This is a genomic window from Mesorhizobium sophorae, from assembly GCF_002270415.1.
Lineage (GTDB): Bacteria > Pseudomonadota > Alphaproteobacteria > Rhizobiales > Rhizobiaceae > Mesorhizobium > Mesorhizobium sophorae.
Genome location: NZ_NNRI01000022.1, coordinates 86,668 through 104,157 on the forward strand (window position 1 = coordinate 86,668; position 17,490 = coordinate 104,157).

At 57.2% G+C, this 17,490-nt stretch carries 12 protein-coding genes and 2 pseudogenes; 10 read left to right on the forward strand and 4 right to left on the reverse strand.

Features of this window, described 5'->3' with window-relative positions; all coding sequences use genetic code 11:
* Positions 1–137 precede the first annotated feature (137 nt).
* Positions 138–398 (forward strand): annotated as a pseudogene (locus CGZ66_RS41905) (helix-turn-helix domain-containing protein); the annotation flags it as partial.
* A gap of 252 nt (positions 399–650) precedes the next feature.
* Here the strand turns inward: CGZ66_RS41905 and CGZ66_RS31435 are convergent.
* Positions 651–1,964, reverse strand: a complete 1,314-nt coding sequence (locus CGZ66_RS31435; RefSeq protein WP_095090614.1) for a type I glutamate--ammonia ligase — start codon at positions 1,962–1,964, stop codon at positions 651–653.
* A 670-nt stretch (positions 1,965–2,634) separates the two neighbouring features.
* Between CGZ66_RS31435 and CGZ66_RS31440 the strand changes: the two genes are divergently transcribed.
* The 9 genes from CGZ66_RS31440 (at position 2,635) to CGZ66_RS31480 (ending at position 14,456) form a co-directional block, all read left to right on the forward strand.
* Positions 2,635–3,411, forward strand: coding sequence for an N-formylglutamate amidohydrolase (locus CGZ66_RS31440; RefSeq protein WP_095090615.1), 777 nt, complete (start codon positions 2,635–2,637; stop codon positions 3,409–3,411).
* Positions 3,408–4,052: a cysteine hydrolase family protein gene (locus CGZ66_RS31445; RefSeq protein ID WP_095090616.1), complete on the forward strand. Its 645-nt coding sequence runs from the start codon at positions 3,408–3,410 to the stop codon at positions 4,050–4,052. Before CGZ66_RS31440 ends, CGZ66_RS31445 begins: the two co-directional genes overlap by 4 nt.
* A gap of 175 nt (positions 4,053–4,227) precedes the next feature.
* The gene (locus CGZ66_RS31450; protein ID WP_095090617.1) at positions 4,228–6,018 is read left to right on the forward strand and encodes a branched-chain amino acid ABC transporter ATP-binding protein/permease; all 1,791 of its coding nucleotides are present in this window, start codon (positions 4,228–4,230) and stop codon (positions 6,016–6,018) included.
* On the forward strand, positions 6,015–6,764 hold the full coding sequence (locus CGZ66_RS31455) for an ABC transporter ATP-binding protein (protein ID WP_095090618.1): 750 nt from the start codon (positions 6,015–6,017) through the stop codon (positions 6,762–6,764). The genes CGZ66_RS31450 and CGZ66_RS31455 overlap by 4 nt, the downstream gene beginning before the upstream one ends.
* A gap of 1 nt (position 6,765) precedes the next feature.
* Positions 6,766–7,659: a branched-chain amino acid ABC transporter permease gene (locus CGZ66_RS31460; protein WP_095090619.1), complete on the forward strand. Its 894-nt coding sequence runs from the start codon at positions 6,766–6,768 to the stop codon at positions 7,657–7,659.
* Between the two features lie 137 nt (positions 7,660–7,796).
* Positions 7,797–9,116, forward strand: a complete 1,320-nt coding sequence (locus tag CGZ66_RS31465) for an aspartate aminotransferase family protein (RefSeq protein ID WP_095090620.1) — start codon at positions 7,797–7,799, stop codon at positions 9,114–9,116.
* 270 nt (positions 9,117–9,386) lie between these two features.
* Positions 9,387–10,271, forward strand: coding sequence for a MurR/RpiR family transcriptional regulator (locus tag CGZ66_RS31470; RefSeq protein ID WP_095090621.1), 885 nt, complete (start codon positions 9,387–9,389; stop codon positions 10,269–10,271).
* 12 nt (positions 10,272–10,283) lie between these two features.
* Positions 10,284–13,490: a heterodisulfide reductase-related iron-sulfur binding cluster gene (locus tag CGZ66_RS31475; RefSeq protein ID WP_245331329.1), complete on the forward strand. Its 3,207-nt coding sequence runs from the start codon at positions 10,284–10,286 to the stop codon at positions 13,488–13,490.
* A gap of 3 nt (positions 13,491–13,493) precedes the next feature.
* On the forward strand, positions 13,494–14,456 hold the full coding sequence (locus tag CGZ66_RS31480; protein WP_095090623.1) for an electron transfer flavoprotein subunit alpha/FixB family protein: 963 nt from the start codon (positions 13,494–13,496) through the stop codon (positions 14,454–14,456).
* 193 nt (positions 14,457–14,649) lie between these two features.
* Here CGZ66_RS31480 and CGZ66_RS31485 read toward each other — a convergent pair whose 3' ends face one another.
* The 3 genes and pseudogenes from CGZ66_RS31485 to CGZ66_RS31495 all read right to left on the reverse strand — a co-directional run.
* On the reverse strand, positions 14,650–15,438 hold the full coding sequence (locus tag CGZ66_RS31485) for an aspartate/glutamate racemase family protein (RefSeq protein ID WP_095090624.1): 789 nt from the start codon (positions 15,436–15,438) through the stop codon (positions 14,650–14,652).
* Between the two features lie 126 nt (positions 15,439–15,564).
* Positions 15,565–16,605, reverse strand: coding sequence for an L-histidine N(alpha)-methyltransferase (locus tag CGZ66_RS31490; RefSeq protein ID WP_095090625.1), 1,041 nt, complete (start codon positions 16,603–16,605; stop codon positions 15,565–15,567).
* A gap of 261 nt (positions 16,606–16,866) precedes the next feature.
* Positions 16,867–17,168 (reverse strand): annotated as a pseudogene (locus CGZ66_RS31495) (integrase core domain-containing protein); the annotation flags it as partial.
* Between the last annotated feature and the right edge of the window lie 322 nt (positions 17,169–17,490).

A 17,490-nucleotide genomic window follows, 5' to 3' on the forward strand; every position in this document is an offset into this window, starting at 1 on the left:
CAGCCTTGTCTGTGAGATCCTGGTCGGAAGCAGAGCTTGTAAAGCTTCAGTGATCCTTCCAGGGCCGGATGACGTGCATGCCCGTCCGACGCCACACGGTCGAGGGCGGATTGTAAGGCAGGGTCGAGAGCGGGCAGACCCGCCGGGGCATTGCCAAAGCCGTTGATGTTTGCCAGCGAACGGTTCGCAAATGGATTGACCGATATCGCGACAAGCGATTGCCAGGTTTGCGGGACCGCTCGTCCGGCTGCGGTGGCAGACGCGCCCATGGCGATTATAGAGATCATGAAAAACGCCTGCAGCACAGCGTGGAGATCGCGGCCGGGCAATCCCCCGGCCCCCTGCGTCGTTTGAGCTTGAACAAGCTCATCATGCAGCCGGAACAGGGCGCTGTATGAGCGAGCGCATCTCGGCCAGCCGGTCCATTTTGGCGGCTCAGTCAGATCGGCGATCGGCTTTTGGGGCACCGCGCCAATGGGCGATGCGGGCGGTAGTGGCTGACTGTGGCAAGTGGCTGCGCCCACTCCCGATGCCGTCGCAAACGAATACACCGTTCCAAGTTCGATCCGCTGGCTCCGGAGGTTTTCAACGGAGCCAGCGGACGGGTGCAGGCCTTGGACTTCTTTCTTGCAGCCGTGTTTGATTCGCGGTCAATATACGTCGGCATACGCGGCGCAGCGCGAACTGGTGTCGCGATCGCCCAAGTGCGCAATCTCGGCACGCTTGTGAGCGGTGTACACTGGAACAAAGCTTTCGGGAAACCATCGAGTCACGACCTCATTCTGCTCGAAGCGCTGCAACGCTTCTTCAAGCGATTGGGGAAGCCTTTTATAGCCCCGGGCGGCAAGGTCGACCTCCGAAAGGGAGGATAGGTCCTCCTGCGTCGGCTGGGGGGCCGGGAGCCCCTCTTCTATGCCCTGAGCCCCGGCATGGACTATGGCCGCCAGGGCTAGGTGGGGCGAAGCGGCCGCATCCGCGGCGCGGTATTCGAAATTGTACTGCCGCGCGACCTTATCGGGGTCAGCAGAAGTCACGGGGCATATCCGGACCGAAGCTTCGCGATCCCGGAAACCGAGGTTGTTGTAGGCCGCACTCCAGCGGTGCGGCGTCAATCGCAGATAGGAGATGTCGGAGGGCGCCGTCAGCGCTACGATAGAATCGAGGTACTTGAGCAAGCCGGCCGTGAACGACGCGGTTATCCTGGACATTCCGCAAGGGCCCTGCTCGTCGTAGGTTGTGGGCGCGCCGGACTCGTCAACGAAGCTCATATGGATATGAACTCCGTTACCGACGCTGGCCGGATCCAGTATTGGGGAGAATGTTACCTGTTCGCCGTGGCGTACCGCCGTCATCCGGGTCAATTCCCTCAGCATCAATGCCTGATCCGCAGAGCGGTGACCCTGAGCTGGGCCGTTTGTAACTTCATACTGGTTGGGTCCGTATTCCTTCATGAAGGTATCGGGCGTCAGTCCTGCACTAGCGAGAGCTGACATCAAGGTCTCTCCGAACTGACGCCTTCGGGTGAAGCCGCGCAGAGAGAAGCCATCGGCCATGACCTCACCACGATCGCGAAACTGGAACTCGTGCTCAAAAGCGCTTACGAGGTGGATGCCGGCAGACGCCCGAAGGCGTTCAAGTGCCGCCTTGAGGGTCGTGCGGGTGCAGCATTCCCAGGGGCGCCCCTCGAGATCGGTGATGTCGCCTAGCATAAACCGCTCGACAGGGCCGCCGTCTGAAAAGTCGACCTCGACGCCCGCATCTCGGTCGGGAATCAGAAGTAGGTCGCCGAGCGAGCCGAAGGGGCTTGGGGCGATCGCATCAAAACATGTGATCATTACATTCGTAGGTGTCCAACCGACGCCGCGCTTGAGACGCTTGTCAAGGTCCGAAACCGGAAACGCCTTTCCTCGGGTCCTGCCGGCGATGTCAGACGTGGCTGCGAAGATGAGCGGGTTAGAGATCATTGTTGTCCTTTCTTGAAGGGGCTGGCGCACACCCAAGGTCCGTTACGGATCCTTGGGAAATCCTCGTCGCGGCGCAAGGTCTGTGGAGGCCGCTTTTCCATAGCGGGCACCACCCGATGGAAGAGCGATGCTCTGGTTGAGAACGGCGGGTTATGGAATCGCCGCTTCGGAAAGCTGCAGGCGAGGATCTTCCCGGGCGCAACGGCGGCGAACGGATGGCCAACCGCGTCAGCGATTTGCGGTGGCCAGGATTGCAGACGATAGTTTGTAGAGACCCTGCCGTGGCGGGCACATCTGCTGCTCGATTTCGATCTCGCATGGCTCTCTCCAGCTCCCGTCCCGAGACAATGCAGAGATGAAAATTTTCTGTCAATTGAAAATGGATGATTGACAATGAAATAATAATTTCGTTCTGTCGAATGAACAAGATGGGTTCGTACTCACTGTTCCCCGAAGGGGAGCCTTGATGCTTGCCCCGCACTTGCTCTGCGGGAGGTGCTTGTTTGTTTAGTAGAATGGATAATGGGATGAGGATGATGCTCTTCCTTGCAGGATTTGCGCGCACCGACCTGCAGACCGTTGGCGAGAACGAGATTATCGATCTCGGCCGAAGCCTTTTTGAACTTCCTCAGGGCGCCGTCTTTCCGGTCACTAGCACGTGGATACAGCCATGACGCAAGCTGCCGATGCCCTTAGCTTATTGGGGCCGGGTGACCCTGCGCCGTGCGACATCGTCAATCCTGACGGTTCAAGTCCCGTGCTTCTCGTCTGTGAGCACGCCGGGCAGGCAATCCCTGCCGCTCTTGGAGACCTCGGCATTACGCGCGAGGCGCTCGATGATCATATCGGCTGGGACATCGGGGCGGCAGCTGTTGTTCGCCTTCTGGCGCTGCGACTTGATGCAGTTGCCGTTCTCCAGTCCTATAGCCGCCTGGTCATAGACTGCAACAGGCCGCCGGAGGCACCTGACGCGATTCCTTCGGTTAGCGACGGCAAGACCATACCAGGCAACCAAGAGATCGCGCTTACCGATCGCTTTTTGCGAACGGCGCAGATTTTCGAACCGTTCCATGCAGAGATCGGACGCCGTCTGGACAGCGGTCGCCATACCGTGGCGATATCGGTCCACAGCTTCACACCGCGAATGAACAATGTGGCACGCCCCTGGGATATCGGCTTTCTGTTTCGCCTCGATGCAGAGACCCCGATACATCTGAGAGAATCGGTTTTGCGCCGATTTCCCGGCATCGTTGTGGGAATGAATGAGCCCTACCAGATCAGCGACGCTGGCGACTGGTTCGTTCCTCGCCACGGTGAGGCGCGGGGCATTCATCACAGCCTTATCGAGATCCGCAATGATAATATCCGGACGGTGGAAGGTCAGGAACGCTGGGCAGGTATTGTTGGTGCAGCTATCGAGGATTTCTTAAACGGAGGCCCGAAATGACTCTAACCCGCAACCTGCCACTCATCCCCGATCAGTCGGCACTGTTGTTTGTGGACGTGCAGAACTTCAGCGCCCATCGGAAGGGCTCGGAGTTCGCAGGCCTTTCGGAGGTGGAGTTCGAAACCAGATATGGCTGGTACTTCAACGAACTCGACACCAGTGTCATACCGAACATGCAATTACTACAGGCCGCTTTCCGTAAGGCTCGCATCGAAGTGATGTACACGACGATCGAAAGTCTGACGCTTGACGGGAGGGACAGATCGCTCGACTACAAGATCACCGGCTTCCACGTGCCCAAGGGTTCTTGGGACGGAAAGGTGATCGACGAAATCGCCCCGGAAGGCGACGAGATCGTGTTGCCAAAATCCTCTTCTTCGGTCTTCATCTCCACCCATATCGACTACATCCTTCGGAATCTCGGCGTCAAGCAGTTAGTGGTTTGCGGGCTAATTACCGATCAGTGCGTGGAAAGCGCCATCCGCGATGCTTGTGACCTCGGCTATCTGGTCACTCAAATTACGGACGCATGCCTGACCTATACGCAGGAACGCCACGATAACTCATTGCGCACGATCAAAGGATACTGTCGTCAGGTCACAACCAGCGAAGTTGTTGCGGAACTTCAAGCGTCGCCTTGATATTTCCGCCCTCGACAGTGCCGCTGTTGACTTGTCCAATTCCCGGAGCCGTGTACGCGGCCGGGACTCGGTTTCAAGCTGCAGAAGAATTGAAAAAAAAAGATCACATCCAGCGCAATGGATTGACATTAAAAATAAAATGACAGAACCATAAGAAAAATAGCGCAGGGGTGTTATGTCTACTCAATCGCGGCGCCATGTTGTCCTTGCCTCCGTCGTCTGGGTCGGCTTGATCGTCCTGGCGTCGCTGGCTGCGGCCCTGCTGGGCGCCTCCAGCGAGCGGGTGCTGACGGTCTTCTTCGTCTCGCTGATCGCTGTCGCGGGCATGGGCGTCTATTGCGGGAACAGCGGTATCCTCAGTTTTGGGCACCTGTCCTTTATGGCGATTGGTGCCTACGCGTCATCAATTCTGACGCTGCCGATACCGACGAAGATAGCCACCCTCCCCAACTTGCCCGCTTGGTTGTCGTCGACTGAAATGGGCCTTATCCCCGCCACGGTGATAGCCGTGCTGCTTACCATGCTGGTCGCCCTTCTCGTGGGGCTGACGTTGCGTAGTATGGAGGGAGCGGTCGCGACTATCTCTACGTTGGGCCTACTCATAATCGTGCATGGAATCCTGATCGGTTGGCGCGACGTCACTCGCGGGTCCGGAACCTTCATCGGCGTTCAGCGGGAAACATCGCTTCTTGTGGCCGCTGTTGGGTGCGCCATCGCATTGGTCGTTGCACGTTTCTATCGCGATTCAGTCTATGGCCTACGCCTGCGGGCAAGCCGCGAGGACGGTATTGCGGCCCGCGCCGCAGGTGTGGATGTCCCCCGGGAAAGGCTGGTAGCCTGGGTTGTGAGCGCCGCCTTCATGGCTCTATCGGGAGCTCTGCTGGCGCACTTTCTAGGCGCGTTTAGCCCCAAGACTTTCTTCTTCGTCGACACTTTCCAGCTTCTGGCAATGTTGATCTTGGGCGGAATGACTACCGTTACCGGCGCTGTCAGCGGCGCAGTGATGATCACATTGGTGACCGAGATTCTCCGCAGGCTTGAAGGCGGTTTCGACTTCGCCGGTATGCACTTTCCCCAGTTCTTCGGCGCGACGCAGATCGGTATCGCTCTCATCATCCTGTTTGCCATGTCGAGGAAGGCCGACGGGCTGACAGGTCTAAAAGAATGGGAAGAACGCTTGTTCCCCGGCCGAACGAATATCGACCGGAAAGCCGGAGAGCTTGCAATAACCAATGGAGTGACAACGGTCGGAGTACTCGAGGCCGCCGGCATAATGAAGCGGTTCGGTGGGCTTTTGGCTGTAAATAACGTATCCTTGTCGCTCAGGGCTGGCGAAATTGTCGGCCTCATCGGTCCCAACGGGTCGGGCAAAACCACGCTTCTAAATATATTGTCCGGCGTACTGACTGCGACAGATGGCAAGTTCACGCTGGGGGGCAGTTCGCTGAACGATGTTCCAGCTCATAGGATCGCCGAAAAGGGTATCGCCCGCACCTTTCAGAATATCCGTTTGTTTTCAAATCTGACCGTGTACCAAAACGTGGAGGTTGCAGCGCTTGCGACGCATGGTGGAAACAACGCCCGCGCGCGTGTCGAAGCCGCGCTAACCCGTATGAGCATCGTCGGATTTGCAGACAAGGTTGCCCAAACCCTCTCTTACGGCGATCAACGACGTGTGGAAATCGCAAGGGCCTTGGCGTGCCAGCCTTCTCTTCTCTTTCTTGACGAGCCTGCTGCGGGAATGAACCGGGAAGAGACCGACAACTTGATGGCAACTCTGCGTCGTCTCACCACCGATCTGGGGATCGGCGTGCTGCTGGTAGATCATGACCTCAAGCTCATCAACGAACTCTGCGATCGTATCGTAGTGCTCAATGAGGGCCGTGTGATTGCGGAGGGAACGCCGGCCATGATCAAGAGCAATCCGGCCGTGATCGAAGCCTATTTGGGAAGGAGTGGCAAATGAGACCAATCCGCCAGGAGGATATCCAAGCGGCCAGTGCGCTCCTGACAGCAACGTCTTTGAAGGTGCGGTACGGCGCCGTGGAGGCGGTGCGCGGGATCGATTTTGAGATCCGGGCGGGAGAAATCGTAGCTTTTCTCGGGGCCAATGGAGCCGGCAAGTCGTCCACACTTAATGCCCTTGTCGGGTTGGTCACGCTCGCTTCCGGAAAAGTCGTTTTCGATGGGCATGAAATCACGAATGGCAAGCCCGAAACGCTGGTGTCCGCTGGCCTGACGTTGTCGCCCGAAGGGCGTCGAATATTTCCCACACTCAGTGTCGCTGACAATCTCCGGATGGGAGCATATAGCGTTGTCAGCAAACAGAAGGTGGCCGAGGCCTGGGAACGGGTCTTCGAACTGTTTCCGATCCTTTATGAGCGACGTAACCAGCTCTCAGGGACCCTCTCGGGAGGGCAACAGCAAATGCTGGCCGTCGGTCGCGCTTTGATGAGCGGACCAAGGCTCTTGCTTCTTGACGAGCCCTCGTTGGGTCTGGCTCCAAAGATCGTCGAACAAATCTTCGAGCTCATCGTAAGGTTGCGAGAACATAAGGTCACAATGGCCATTGTGGAACAGAATGTCGCAATGTGCCTGGAAGTTGCCGATAGAGGCTATGTAATGGCCAGCGGTCGCATCGTCTTCCAAGGCAATGCTTCGGAGCTGAAATCGACGACGTTTCTTCAGGATGCTTATTTGGGGGGAAATTAGTATGGATTTCTTCGTGCAGCAAACCCTCAACGCAATTGCCCTGGGAGGAACCTATGCGCTTCTGGCGCTCGGGCTGGCGGTGGTCTTCTCAATCATGAAGCTGATAAATTTCGCCCATGGCGAACTGATGACGTCCGCCGGTTACGTGCTGATGTATTGCGGTTTGCACGGGGTTCCGTTCGCACTATCAGTGGCTTTGGCAATTTTGACCTCGACTGTCCTCGCAGTCCTTATGGAGCGCGTGGCATTCAGGTCTGTGCGCAATGCTTCCGGCGCCACCATGCTCATCACCTCCTTCGCGGTCGCGACGGTCCTGCAGGTGTTGTTTCAGAATCTGATTTCCTCGCGCTCCCAGCCCGTTCTTCTGCCGAATTTCCTTTCGGAGAGCGTTACCGTGGCGGGCTTTGTCATTGGCAACAACAAGATCGTCGCCATAGTTGCTACGGTCGTCATGCTGGGCTTCCTGGACTGGTTCATGAAATACCAGAAGCACGGTATCGCCATGCGCGCCGCCGCGGAGGACTTCGCCGTAGCAAGGCTGATGGGCATCCGCGCCAATACCGTCATCGCCGGAGCTTTCGCCCTGTCGGGTCTTCTCGCCGGCGTGGCTGCGGTTCTCTGGGTTTCGCAGCGAGCTTCGGTTGATCCTCTGATGGGCTTCACTCCGGTTCTCAAGGCTTTCATCGCCGCCATCCTCGGTGGCCTGGGCAGCTTGCGCGGCGCGGTGGCAGGCGGCTTTATGCTCGGCTTTATCGAAATCTACCTCGCTGCATTTCTTCCGCCTGACATGCAGGAGTTCCGTGACCCGATCGGCCTAGGAATTGTCGTGCTTCTGCTGCTACTGCGGCCAAACGGCCTGATCCCCTCGCCCGGCCTGGGTGCCGTTAAGGCGTGAGTATCCTTCGCGCCTGGCGCGATCGTGACCTCGCGGGAGGCAGCCCCTCCCCGTACCGAGCCTCTGCGACTTCCAGGAGCAGGACTCCGCATTCAGTCCCCCCGCACGGATAGCGGCGAATTGGGAAAGGACCGTTAATGGACGGACGCACACTTCAGGAGCGGGACCGTCAGGCTCTGTCTGCATTACAGAAACTGCGCTTTTTTCCCCTTTCGGTAACAGCCGGCGCTGGGTGCATGCTGGTCGAGGAAGGCGGTCGGCAGTTGCTTGACCTGTCCGCTGCGTGGGGGGCGGCAAGTCTTGGATATGCGCACCCGGCACTAAATCTGGCAGTTGCGGAGGCGATGGCGTCGCAGGCTGGCGCATCGATCCTTTCGTCCACCAACGCACCCGCTGTCGAACTGGCCGAAAAACTTCTCGATCTGGTACCCGGTTCTGACGATCGCCGCGTCTGGCTTGGACACTCAGGCAGCGACGCGAATGAGATGGTCGCCCGCGTCGTGCCGGAAGCAACGAGGCGCCCTCGGATCATGGCATTCTCGGGCGCCTATCACGGCGGCACCTTGGGCTCTATGTCCATCTCCGGGCATTTTGCGCAAGAAGGCGTGGAAAAACATCGCGGACTAATTCTGGTTCCATATCCCGATCCGTACCGCCCATTTGGCGACGATCCAGGAGGTGGCGCCCTTCTCGCTCACATCGAGCATCTGCTTCAGGCCGAAGGCACAGGGGAAGAGGTCGGATGTTTCTTCATGGAGCCCATACAATCAGACGGCGGAATGATCGTACCGCCGCCAGGGTTTCTATCGCGACTCTCCGACCTGTGTCGGAGATACGGAATCTTGACGGTGTGTGACGAGGTCAAGGTCGGCCTCGGTCGGCCTGGTCGCTTGCATTGTTTCGAACATGAGGGCTTCACGCCGGACATCCTTGTGCTTGGCAAGGGCTTAGGCGGCGGGCTGCCGATATCGGCCGTTGTCGGCCCCTCCCGGATCATGGATTATGCCCGAGCGTATTCCATGCAAACCCTGCATGGGAACCCGATCTGCGCGTCGGCCGCACTTGCCGTTCTTTCGACCATCAAGGCGGACGGTTTGGCAGGGAATGCCGATACCGTGGGTCGCGTCTTGATTGAGGAGATCATGCGCGCCACCTCCAGCACGGAATGCGTGGGCGATGTACGGGGACGCGGCCTGGCTATTGGAGTGGAGTTGGTCAAAGACGGAACCAGCGAGCCCAATCCAGACCTTGCGCGTAAGACCGTGTTCCGCGCCTGGCAACTAGGGGCGGTTCTCTACAGCGTCGGTATGCATTCAAACGTGCTTGAGTTGACGCCTCCTCTCATCCTAACGGAAAGCCAGGCGAAGTTCGCCGCCGAAACCATCGCCCAGGCTATCAAGGACGCCCACATGGGACTGGTCGGTGACGACGACATCTCTGATTTCACGGGCTGGTGAATAGTCGGAAGCGTTGGAACTGCCGTTCCTGATGAGCGGACTTCCGGCGATGAGGCCACAGCGCGACAGGCAGGGTTAAGTGACTTGGCTGGTCCGACATCGGTCATTCGCCGAGGCAACGTAAGCCTCCTCCCGTTGCGCGACCAGGCCAGGGTCGAAACGAAAAGGGACAAATTCGGGCTTGATAAATAGCTTTCAGTGCAACATACTATGCCAGCTTTTGACAACATATTTGCAATATGGCCGCACCTGCGGTCGAGAAGGTAAAGCATGAGTGACAGCCCAGCATCCGTCGGAACAGTACGGGAACAAATCAGGAGAGCCTCAAAGTCGCTCACCGCGACGGAGCGCCGTCTGTCTGCGCTGATCCTGGCAAACTACCCGTTTGCCGGCCTTGAGCCAATTCCGACCATTGCGACATCTTCAAACGTCTCGGCTCCTTCTATCTCGCGGTTTGTCAGCAAGCTGGGCTATCAGGGGTTTCAGGATTTTCAGCAGCAACTCATCAAGGAACTGAGGGAGGGCCATAAGTCCCCCCTTGATCTTCACACCGCTACAAGTCCTTTGTCGGAAGACTTTTTCGACAAATTCACCGCAAAGTCCGCGGAACTGCTTAAGGAATCCGCCAAGTCGATCACAGTCGCGCAGTTTGAAAGGGTGGGATCGCTGCTATCGGACCCCAAATCCGAAATCTTCCTGTTGGGCGGCCGCATGAGCGATCTGGTCGCGCAATTCCTGTCGCGGCATCTAAAACAAATCCGTCCCGGCGTGAACCAAGTTTCGTCCGAACCTGATTGGTGGCCCGAGTATATCTTGCGTATGCGGCAACGAGACGTTTTGGTTCTTGTGGATTTTCGCAGATATCAGCGCTCTCTCGAGGAATTTGCTGAACGGGCATCGAAACATTGCGGGCTGAAAATCGTGCTGATTACCGATAGTTGGATGTCGCCTATCTCCAAGTATGCGTCTGACATACTTGCGCTGAATATCGAGAGTGGAACGGCATTCGATAGCTACATTGCAGCGTTTTCACTCGTCGAAGCTCTCATGACGCGGGTTGCAGAGGCCACCTGGCCGCAGGCCAGTCAGAGGATCACGAGATGGGACTCGCTACGGACCTTGCCGGACGATCAAGCGAAAAGCCTCAAATCGTAGCTGGAACGCTGATTGGCCACGGCCGATCAATATCGAGGTCGCATGGAAACCCGTGAACTTTTCTGGTCATTGACGCCCAATGCCATTGTGCTGTTTTACGTCATTGGGTATGGCGCTATCGCGGTTTTCCTATACGGGATTGTGCGTCACCTGGTTAAGTACTATCGCGGTCGCTCACCTGGCAAGATTCCTTCGTTGGGCTCGTGCATTCAGCGCCTGCTGACCGATCTCCTCACCCACCGCACACTGAAGAAGCGCGACCGATACGCCGGCTACGCCCATATGGGTATCTTCTTCGGGTTCTTGATTGCCGCGGCAGGCACCGCAACCATCACGCTCGAATACGACATCATCTATCCACTTTTCAGAATACGTTTCTGGAAGGGGGATTTCTACCTTCTGTTCAGCCTGATCCTCGATCTAGGCCATTTGGCGCTCACCGCCGGCATCGTCATGATGATTTGGCGCCGGGCAGCGTTCAAGCTTCCGAGACTTAGCTATCTGCGCTCCTACAAGGGCGAAACCGAACTGCGCCCCGTGGCAAAGTTGTGGAAGCTCGAGGATTGGAGCTTTCTGGTCGTCCTCTTGCTAATCGAGTTGTCGGGCTTTTTGCAGGAGGCCGTCGGCCTGATGGTGGACAAGCCCGAATGGGCGATCTGGTCGCCCGTCGGTTTGGTCCTGGCAAAGGCGTTCAGCGGCTTGGGGATGAGCGAGGGGACGGCCGCGTCCATTCGTGGCGCGAACTGGTGGATGCATGGGGTGCTTGCCCTAGCCTTTACTGCCGCGATTCCCTGGTACAAGGCCAAGCACATAATTGCAGTAATCGGCTCTCTCGCAATGCGCGACGACCGGCCGCTTTCGCGCCTGCCTCGGGAACCTGAAGGCAAGGACGAAAGTGGTGTTGGCTGCATGTCCGATTTCTCGTGGAAGGACATGCTGAATTTTGACGCCTGCACAAAGTGCGGCCGCTGCCACGAGGTCTGTCCTGCGACCAATGCCGGTTATCCACTCAGCCCGCGAGATCTAATCCTCGACCTGAGGACGTACAATGACAAGGTTCGGGGGCGCAGCGAGGAAGGCGTCGATCTGATCGGGGACATCATCGCGCCCGAGACATTGTGGTCGTGCCGAACCTGTGGCGCGTGCCAAGAGGTCTGCCCGGTCGGGATCGAACACCCGACAATCATCGTGCAGATGCGCAGACATCTGGTTGAACAGGGCGAGATGGAGCCGATGCTTCAGACGGCGCTCGACGCCATTGCCAACACCGGAAACAGCTTCGGCGAAAATGCCCGCAACCGCGCAGCCTGGACTCGCGAACTCGGCTTTGCCGTGAAAGACATCCGCAAGGAACGGGCGGACCTACTTTGGTTCGTAGGCGACTATGCCTCTTTCGATCCGAGGAACCAGCGAGTCAGCCGAGCCTTCGCCACCCTGCTCAAAGCTGCGGGCAAGGATTTTGCCCTGTTGCACGAAGGTGAACGCAATGCGGGTAACGACGTGCGCCGGGTTGGCGAGGAAGGGCTTTTCGAAACGCTCGTGGACGGAAATCTGGCCGCAATAGCGTGCGCGCAGCCGTTCGAAAGGATCATTACAACAGACCCGCACAGCTACAATACCATCCGCAACGAATATCCGGAATTCGGCGAAACGCCGCTGATCGAGCACTACACTTCCGTTCTGGCCGACATGCTGAGCTCCGGCCAGCTTAAGGTTTCCAACCCGCTGAACAAGCGAGTGACTTTCCACGACCCCTGCCATCTAGGGCGACTCAACGGGGGATATGATGCCCCGCGCGAAGTTTTGAGGGCAATCGGTTGCGAAGTGGTCGAGATGCCACGCAATCGAGAGAATTCGTTCTGCTGCGGAGCCGGAGGCGGCAGGATCTGGATGCCCGATCCCCCTGGTAAAGAAAAGCCATCCGAAAACAGGATCCACGAGGCAGCAGCGCTTGGGGACATCGATGTATTTGTGACCTGTTGCCCAAAGGATTTGACCATGTTCGAAGACGCACGAAAGACCAGCGGCCATGAACGTGATTTCGTCGTGATGGACATTGCCGAGCTCGTGGCCGAGGCGGTCAAGCTAGGAACTTTGACGCCAGAGAACCTGCCTCCGATAGTCGAACGACTGACTGACGCCATCGCGTCGCGCATAGCCGATGTGGTGAGTGCCAGACTTGAAGAGATGCTAGGCCGGTTCGCGCCTCCGGCTCTGACGGACGCCTCGGCGGTCATCCCTCTACCAGACCGAACGCACCCGCAGTTCGACGAAGATACGGTCCTACAAAAGCAACAAATGCCGGCTCACCCGGCGCCCGAACCGGCCACTCTCCCGCCGACCAAGGCGAGCACGCCAAGTATCGAGGTGCCGATCGCAAGTACGAACTGGGACAACCCCTCCCCCCTGCAGCCAGCGGTTTTCGAGGCTTATGCAGCTCCGGAAAAGACAGGCATCCGCATCCTTGTGACGGTGAAGAACGTGGCCAAGCTTGGCGACGAGATACGGTTCACCGCCGACGGACGGGACGTCGTCAGCGATTATATCCAGTACGAACTCAACGAATGGGACGATTCTGCGCTGGAACAGGCACTGCTGCTGACAGAGGCAAATGGCGGGGGTGAAGTGGTGGCTGTCTGTGTCGGCCCGGAAGAGGCCGAACAATCGCTCCGCAAAGTTCTGGCCAAGGGTGCCGATCGGGCCGTGCGGATCTGGAGCGATGGGCTGTCTAATGCGGACCCATTGGTCATTGCACGCGCCATCGCCGGAATAGCCAAGGCCGAGGACCCCGATCTGATCTTTTGCGGAACGCAGAGCGCCGATAATGCCCATGGTTCCACCAGCACTGCCCTGGCGGCGATTCTGGGCCTGCCACGCGCCGTGGTCGTGGAATCCGTTCGGTGGGATGGTCGCGGTGCACTAACCGTGACGCGAGAGCTTGAAGGGGGCATCAAGGAAATCCTGACGATGCCCACGCCGGCCGTCTTGGCGATCCAGACGGGAACCGACTTGCCACGATATGCGACGATGAAGATGATCAAGCAAGCCAGGAACAAACCGCTTGAAGTCGTCGATGGATCGAGCGCCATAGACGGCGTTGGCGGTTATCGCGTTCGCCGGATGTACGTACCGGTTCGACAGCGCGCGGCGATGCTGGAGGGGACCGCCGAGCAAGTGGCCGAGAAGATTGCCGCTATAATTCACGAAAGAAGGGGGTAGGTCGTGCCTGGGATCCTTGTGGTTGCTGAACAGCATAACGGCCAACTCTGCGACGTTACCGCCGAATTGATAGGCGCGGCGGTGACGGTCAAAAGCCGGATCGGCGGCCCATTGCGGGTGCTGGTGATTGGGGCCAGTGTCAACCCACTGTCAAAAGGTGTGGCACTCGCCGGTGTCGACGAAATCCAGACGGTGCAAACGGCATCTGATCATTTCGACCCGCTTGTCTACGAGCAGGCGGTAATGGCCGCGGCAAGCCAGGACAAACCTTTCCTCATTCTGATTGCGCATACCGCGAACGGCACAGCCTTCGCCGCAGGTGTTGCCGCACGGCTCGGCGCAGGCCTCGCCAGCGACGTTTTCGGTCTCGACGTCGAAGGCGAATTAATCGCCACGCGTTCCGCATACCGTAACAAGGTGGCGATGGAGCTGGATTTCCCTGGGAAGGACATTGTTGTGCTAACCTTGCGCGGTGCAACCTTTGCGCCTGCGGAACAGGGTGGTTCGGCGCCGGTGTCACCCATATCGTTGCATCTGGGGGCGATCAAAGGCGCCTCGTCCCACATCGAGTATCAGGAGCCGACATCCTCGGGCATAGACATAACAAAGGCCGAATTCATCCTTTCCGTCGGACGCGGTATCCAGAACAAGGACAATGTGCAGCGATTTGAAGCTCTGGCCGAGAGGATCGGAGCTGTTTTGGGCTGTTCGCGACCGATTGTGGACAGCGGCTGGCTGCCAAAGGCGCATCAGGTCGGGCAGTCCGGAAAACTCGCCTCGAACTGCCAGCTCTATCTGGCGGTCGGGATCTCAGGCGCGACCCAGCATTTGTTCGGGATGAAGCATGTGCCTGTCATCATTGCGGTGAATACGGATCTCGGCGCCCCCATTTTCGATGTTGCGACCTTCGGTACCACTGTCGATATGTTCGAACTGGCCGATGCGCTTCAGCGGCACTTCAATTGAAACCAACGGCCTTAACCTCAATGCGCCCCCTGGGGTGACCTAGGCGTGCCCTTGAGCCCTCCTGTACCGGCATCGGCTTCACAACACGGGCGGCTGAGATCGATCAGGATAGCTTTGGACATTGCCAACCGAAACAGAATTGCCAACCGAAACAGACTCGTAGGCCTTTTTCAACCGCGGATCCGACCGTGGTTCAAACGTGGCCATAGTGCTCACGATGAACGACAACTGAAAATGCGTAGTCGAGCAACGTACTCCAAGAGAAAATCGGCAACCTCACTTCGCGCTGCACAGAGCGTGCAAACGGCTGAAGACCTGTGCAACTGAAAACCAGGGCGCCAAGGTCGGGATTCTTGGAAACATAGTCCTTACACGCACTAACGAATTCGGCTTCGGCGCGTTTGAAACTGGCGGTCGGGATCGCCGGCCGCTGGCCTGCGCTCCACAAATTCTCGAATTCCGAGCACGAATAATCCTCGCATGCGCCCATGAGCGCAAGGTTTGACGTGGGATCGATTCCGACATTGACGAAATGGTGCTCGGTCAGCTGACGAACGAAGGCACAAACAATCCCAACTCGTTTCGTGCTTCCGATTAGCCGCTGCGCCAGAGGCACCTGCAAAAGGCTCGACATAAATACAGGCACCGATACTTCGGCCGCCACCTCCTTCTGGAAATACGCGAAGTTACCGCACTCAGCGGCGATGGCTCGGCACCCCATACGTTCAAGCCGACGCGCCGCCTGCAGTATGGGCTTTAGGCAAGCGGATTTATCCGCCTGAAATACGAGCCGATCGATGTCGACACCTTCGACTACGTCATATTGGATCGGGAATGGATACGCACTTGCGTTCCGCACATCGCCGGGGAAACCAGGGTATACCTCATCAAGCAGCATGATCCCCAGACCCATACCACAAGCATATGTTCCCGGTTGGGCGCGAATGACGTTGATCCCAAAGTCGCGGCTTCCAAATATCATGATAACTCCCAATCTGAGACTGTGCCGGCCATCCTGAGTCGATCTAGACTAGCGCACCGTTCGCCATTGCAAGAGTAAAGGAACGAGAGTAGCTCCGAGCCGCCGATTCAATTTCCTCCAAAATGGCTAGCTTGCCACCGGTGGCTCCGAGCCATACTTCGTCGGCTCATCCGACAGTTGAAACAGACATACCGCATATCGATTGTCAGAATCGATCCAATGCTGCACCGGGTGAAAGCCATACTCCATGAACAAGCGATTCAGGGCTTGTGGTGTAAACTTACGCATGATCTCAGTCCTAATCAGCTCTCCTTTTTCCAGATGAAAGGAGAACTCCAATTTGCCGAGATTTATCGACTGTTCCTGCGCGGCTTCTACGTAGCTTTCGATACGGTTCATCGATCGATTGTAAAATGCGACGTGTCGAAAGTTAAAAATATCAAAGTTCCCGCCGAACCTCCGATTCAAATGTTGTAGAGCACAAAGGTTAGATAGAATAGCCGTTTGATTATTATAGGCCGCCTCCAATATTTTACTATCTTTGTCTAGGTCTATACCAACCAAGAAAAAGTCACCGTGCGACGAGGCTGCCCGCGCCGCCAGGAGGAGATAATACAATTCGTCATCGTACAAGTTCCCGATGGTGCTGCCGAGACAGACCAAGAGCTTTCGACCAGCGAGCTTTTTGGTCTCCGTGAGTCCGGTTTGGTATGTGCCGACGATCCCAAGGAAATCCAAATCCGATGTCTCTGAGAGAATGTTTTCAGCTGCTCTCTCCAAGATCGAGTGGTTGATGTCGATTGCAGCGTAAGAGGTTGGGCCATGAGCTGTTACATATGCATCGATCAAAAGAGTCGTTTTTTTCGCGTTTCCAGACCCTAGCTCAACGAGATAAACAGGACCCGTAATGTCGGAAATTGACTTGGCGTTATCAACAAGTAACCCTCTTTCAGTCCGGAATAGGTAGTATGTTTCTTCTTCACAGAGACGCTCAAACAACGCAGATCCAGCGTCGTCATAGAAGTATATGGAATTTATAGCGCGCGGTGACGCTGACAGGGACGATATCAGCAAGTCCTTTTTGAACAAGGTCGCTTCAGGAACGTCTGCACCAACGATTTGGTACCTCTTTGATAGTATGTCCTCGCTTTGACGATGTCGAACCATATGTCTCTCTATCAAGCTGCGGATGAATTGGAGGGGCACTGTAACCTCCGGTCGGCAACGTCTGGCGCTTTGCGACAAGGAGCTTCAAGAGTCGTGCCAACTGCTCAGAAAGTGCCTTTGAAACAAACTTTCTGGCTCTCATTCAATGGTTTAATTGAAAGCACTAAGGAAGCCGCGCTGAACACGACGGTGTCTCAGACTCGACAAACCCGACAGTAGGGGTTTGAACCGCCGGGTTTCCCAGAGGCCGTTTCGTTTGAGTCACGCCGCCATGGCTGGCTCATCCAGCATGGCGTAGTAGCGTTCCTCGGCTTCCGCTGGCGGGATGTTGCCAATGGGCTCCAGCAGCCGGCGATTGTTGAACCAGTCGACCCATCCAGCGTCGCGAACTCGACGGCCTCGAACGAGCGCCACGGTCCACGTCAGTGGATCACCTCGGCCTTGTAGAGGCCGTTGATGGTTTCGGCGAGAGCGTTGTCGTAGCTGTCGCCGACGCTTCCGACGGACGGCTTGACGCCGGCCTCCGCCAGGCGCTCGGTGTATCGAATGCTGACGTATTGGGCGGATTCTATCGCTATGCAGGGGGCGACATCGAAGCCCTCGCGCTGCAACGTCGCGGGCGCGAACTGGCTCCTCCCACGGATCGACACCCAAAATTTCCGCCATTTCTTCTACGCTGGCTTCGTCGAACCACGCCTCCAGGAGCTTCAAATAGATGGGCTGATGCTCTCGATCGTAAGCAGTTAGGTGGTCCGACCAAGGGACATGGATAGAAACAGCAGAAGCTTTATTAGGCATTTTCGATCTATACTACGTGATATCTCGCTTTCTATAATCCTAACCCCACCTTTGATCCCTATAGACTATCGTCAATCGAGGCAATTG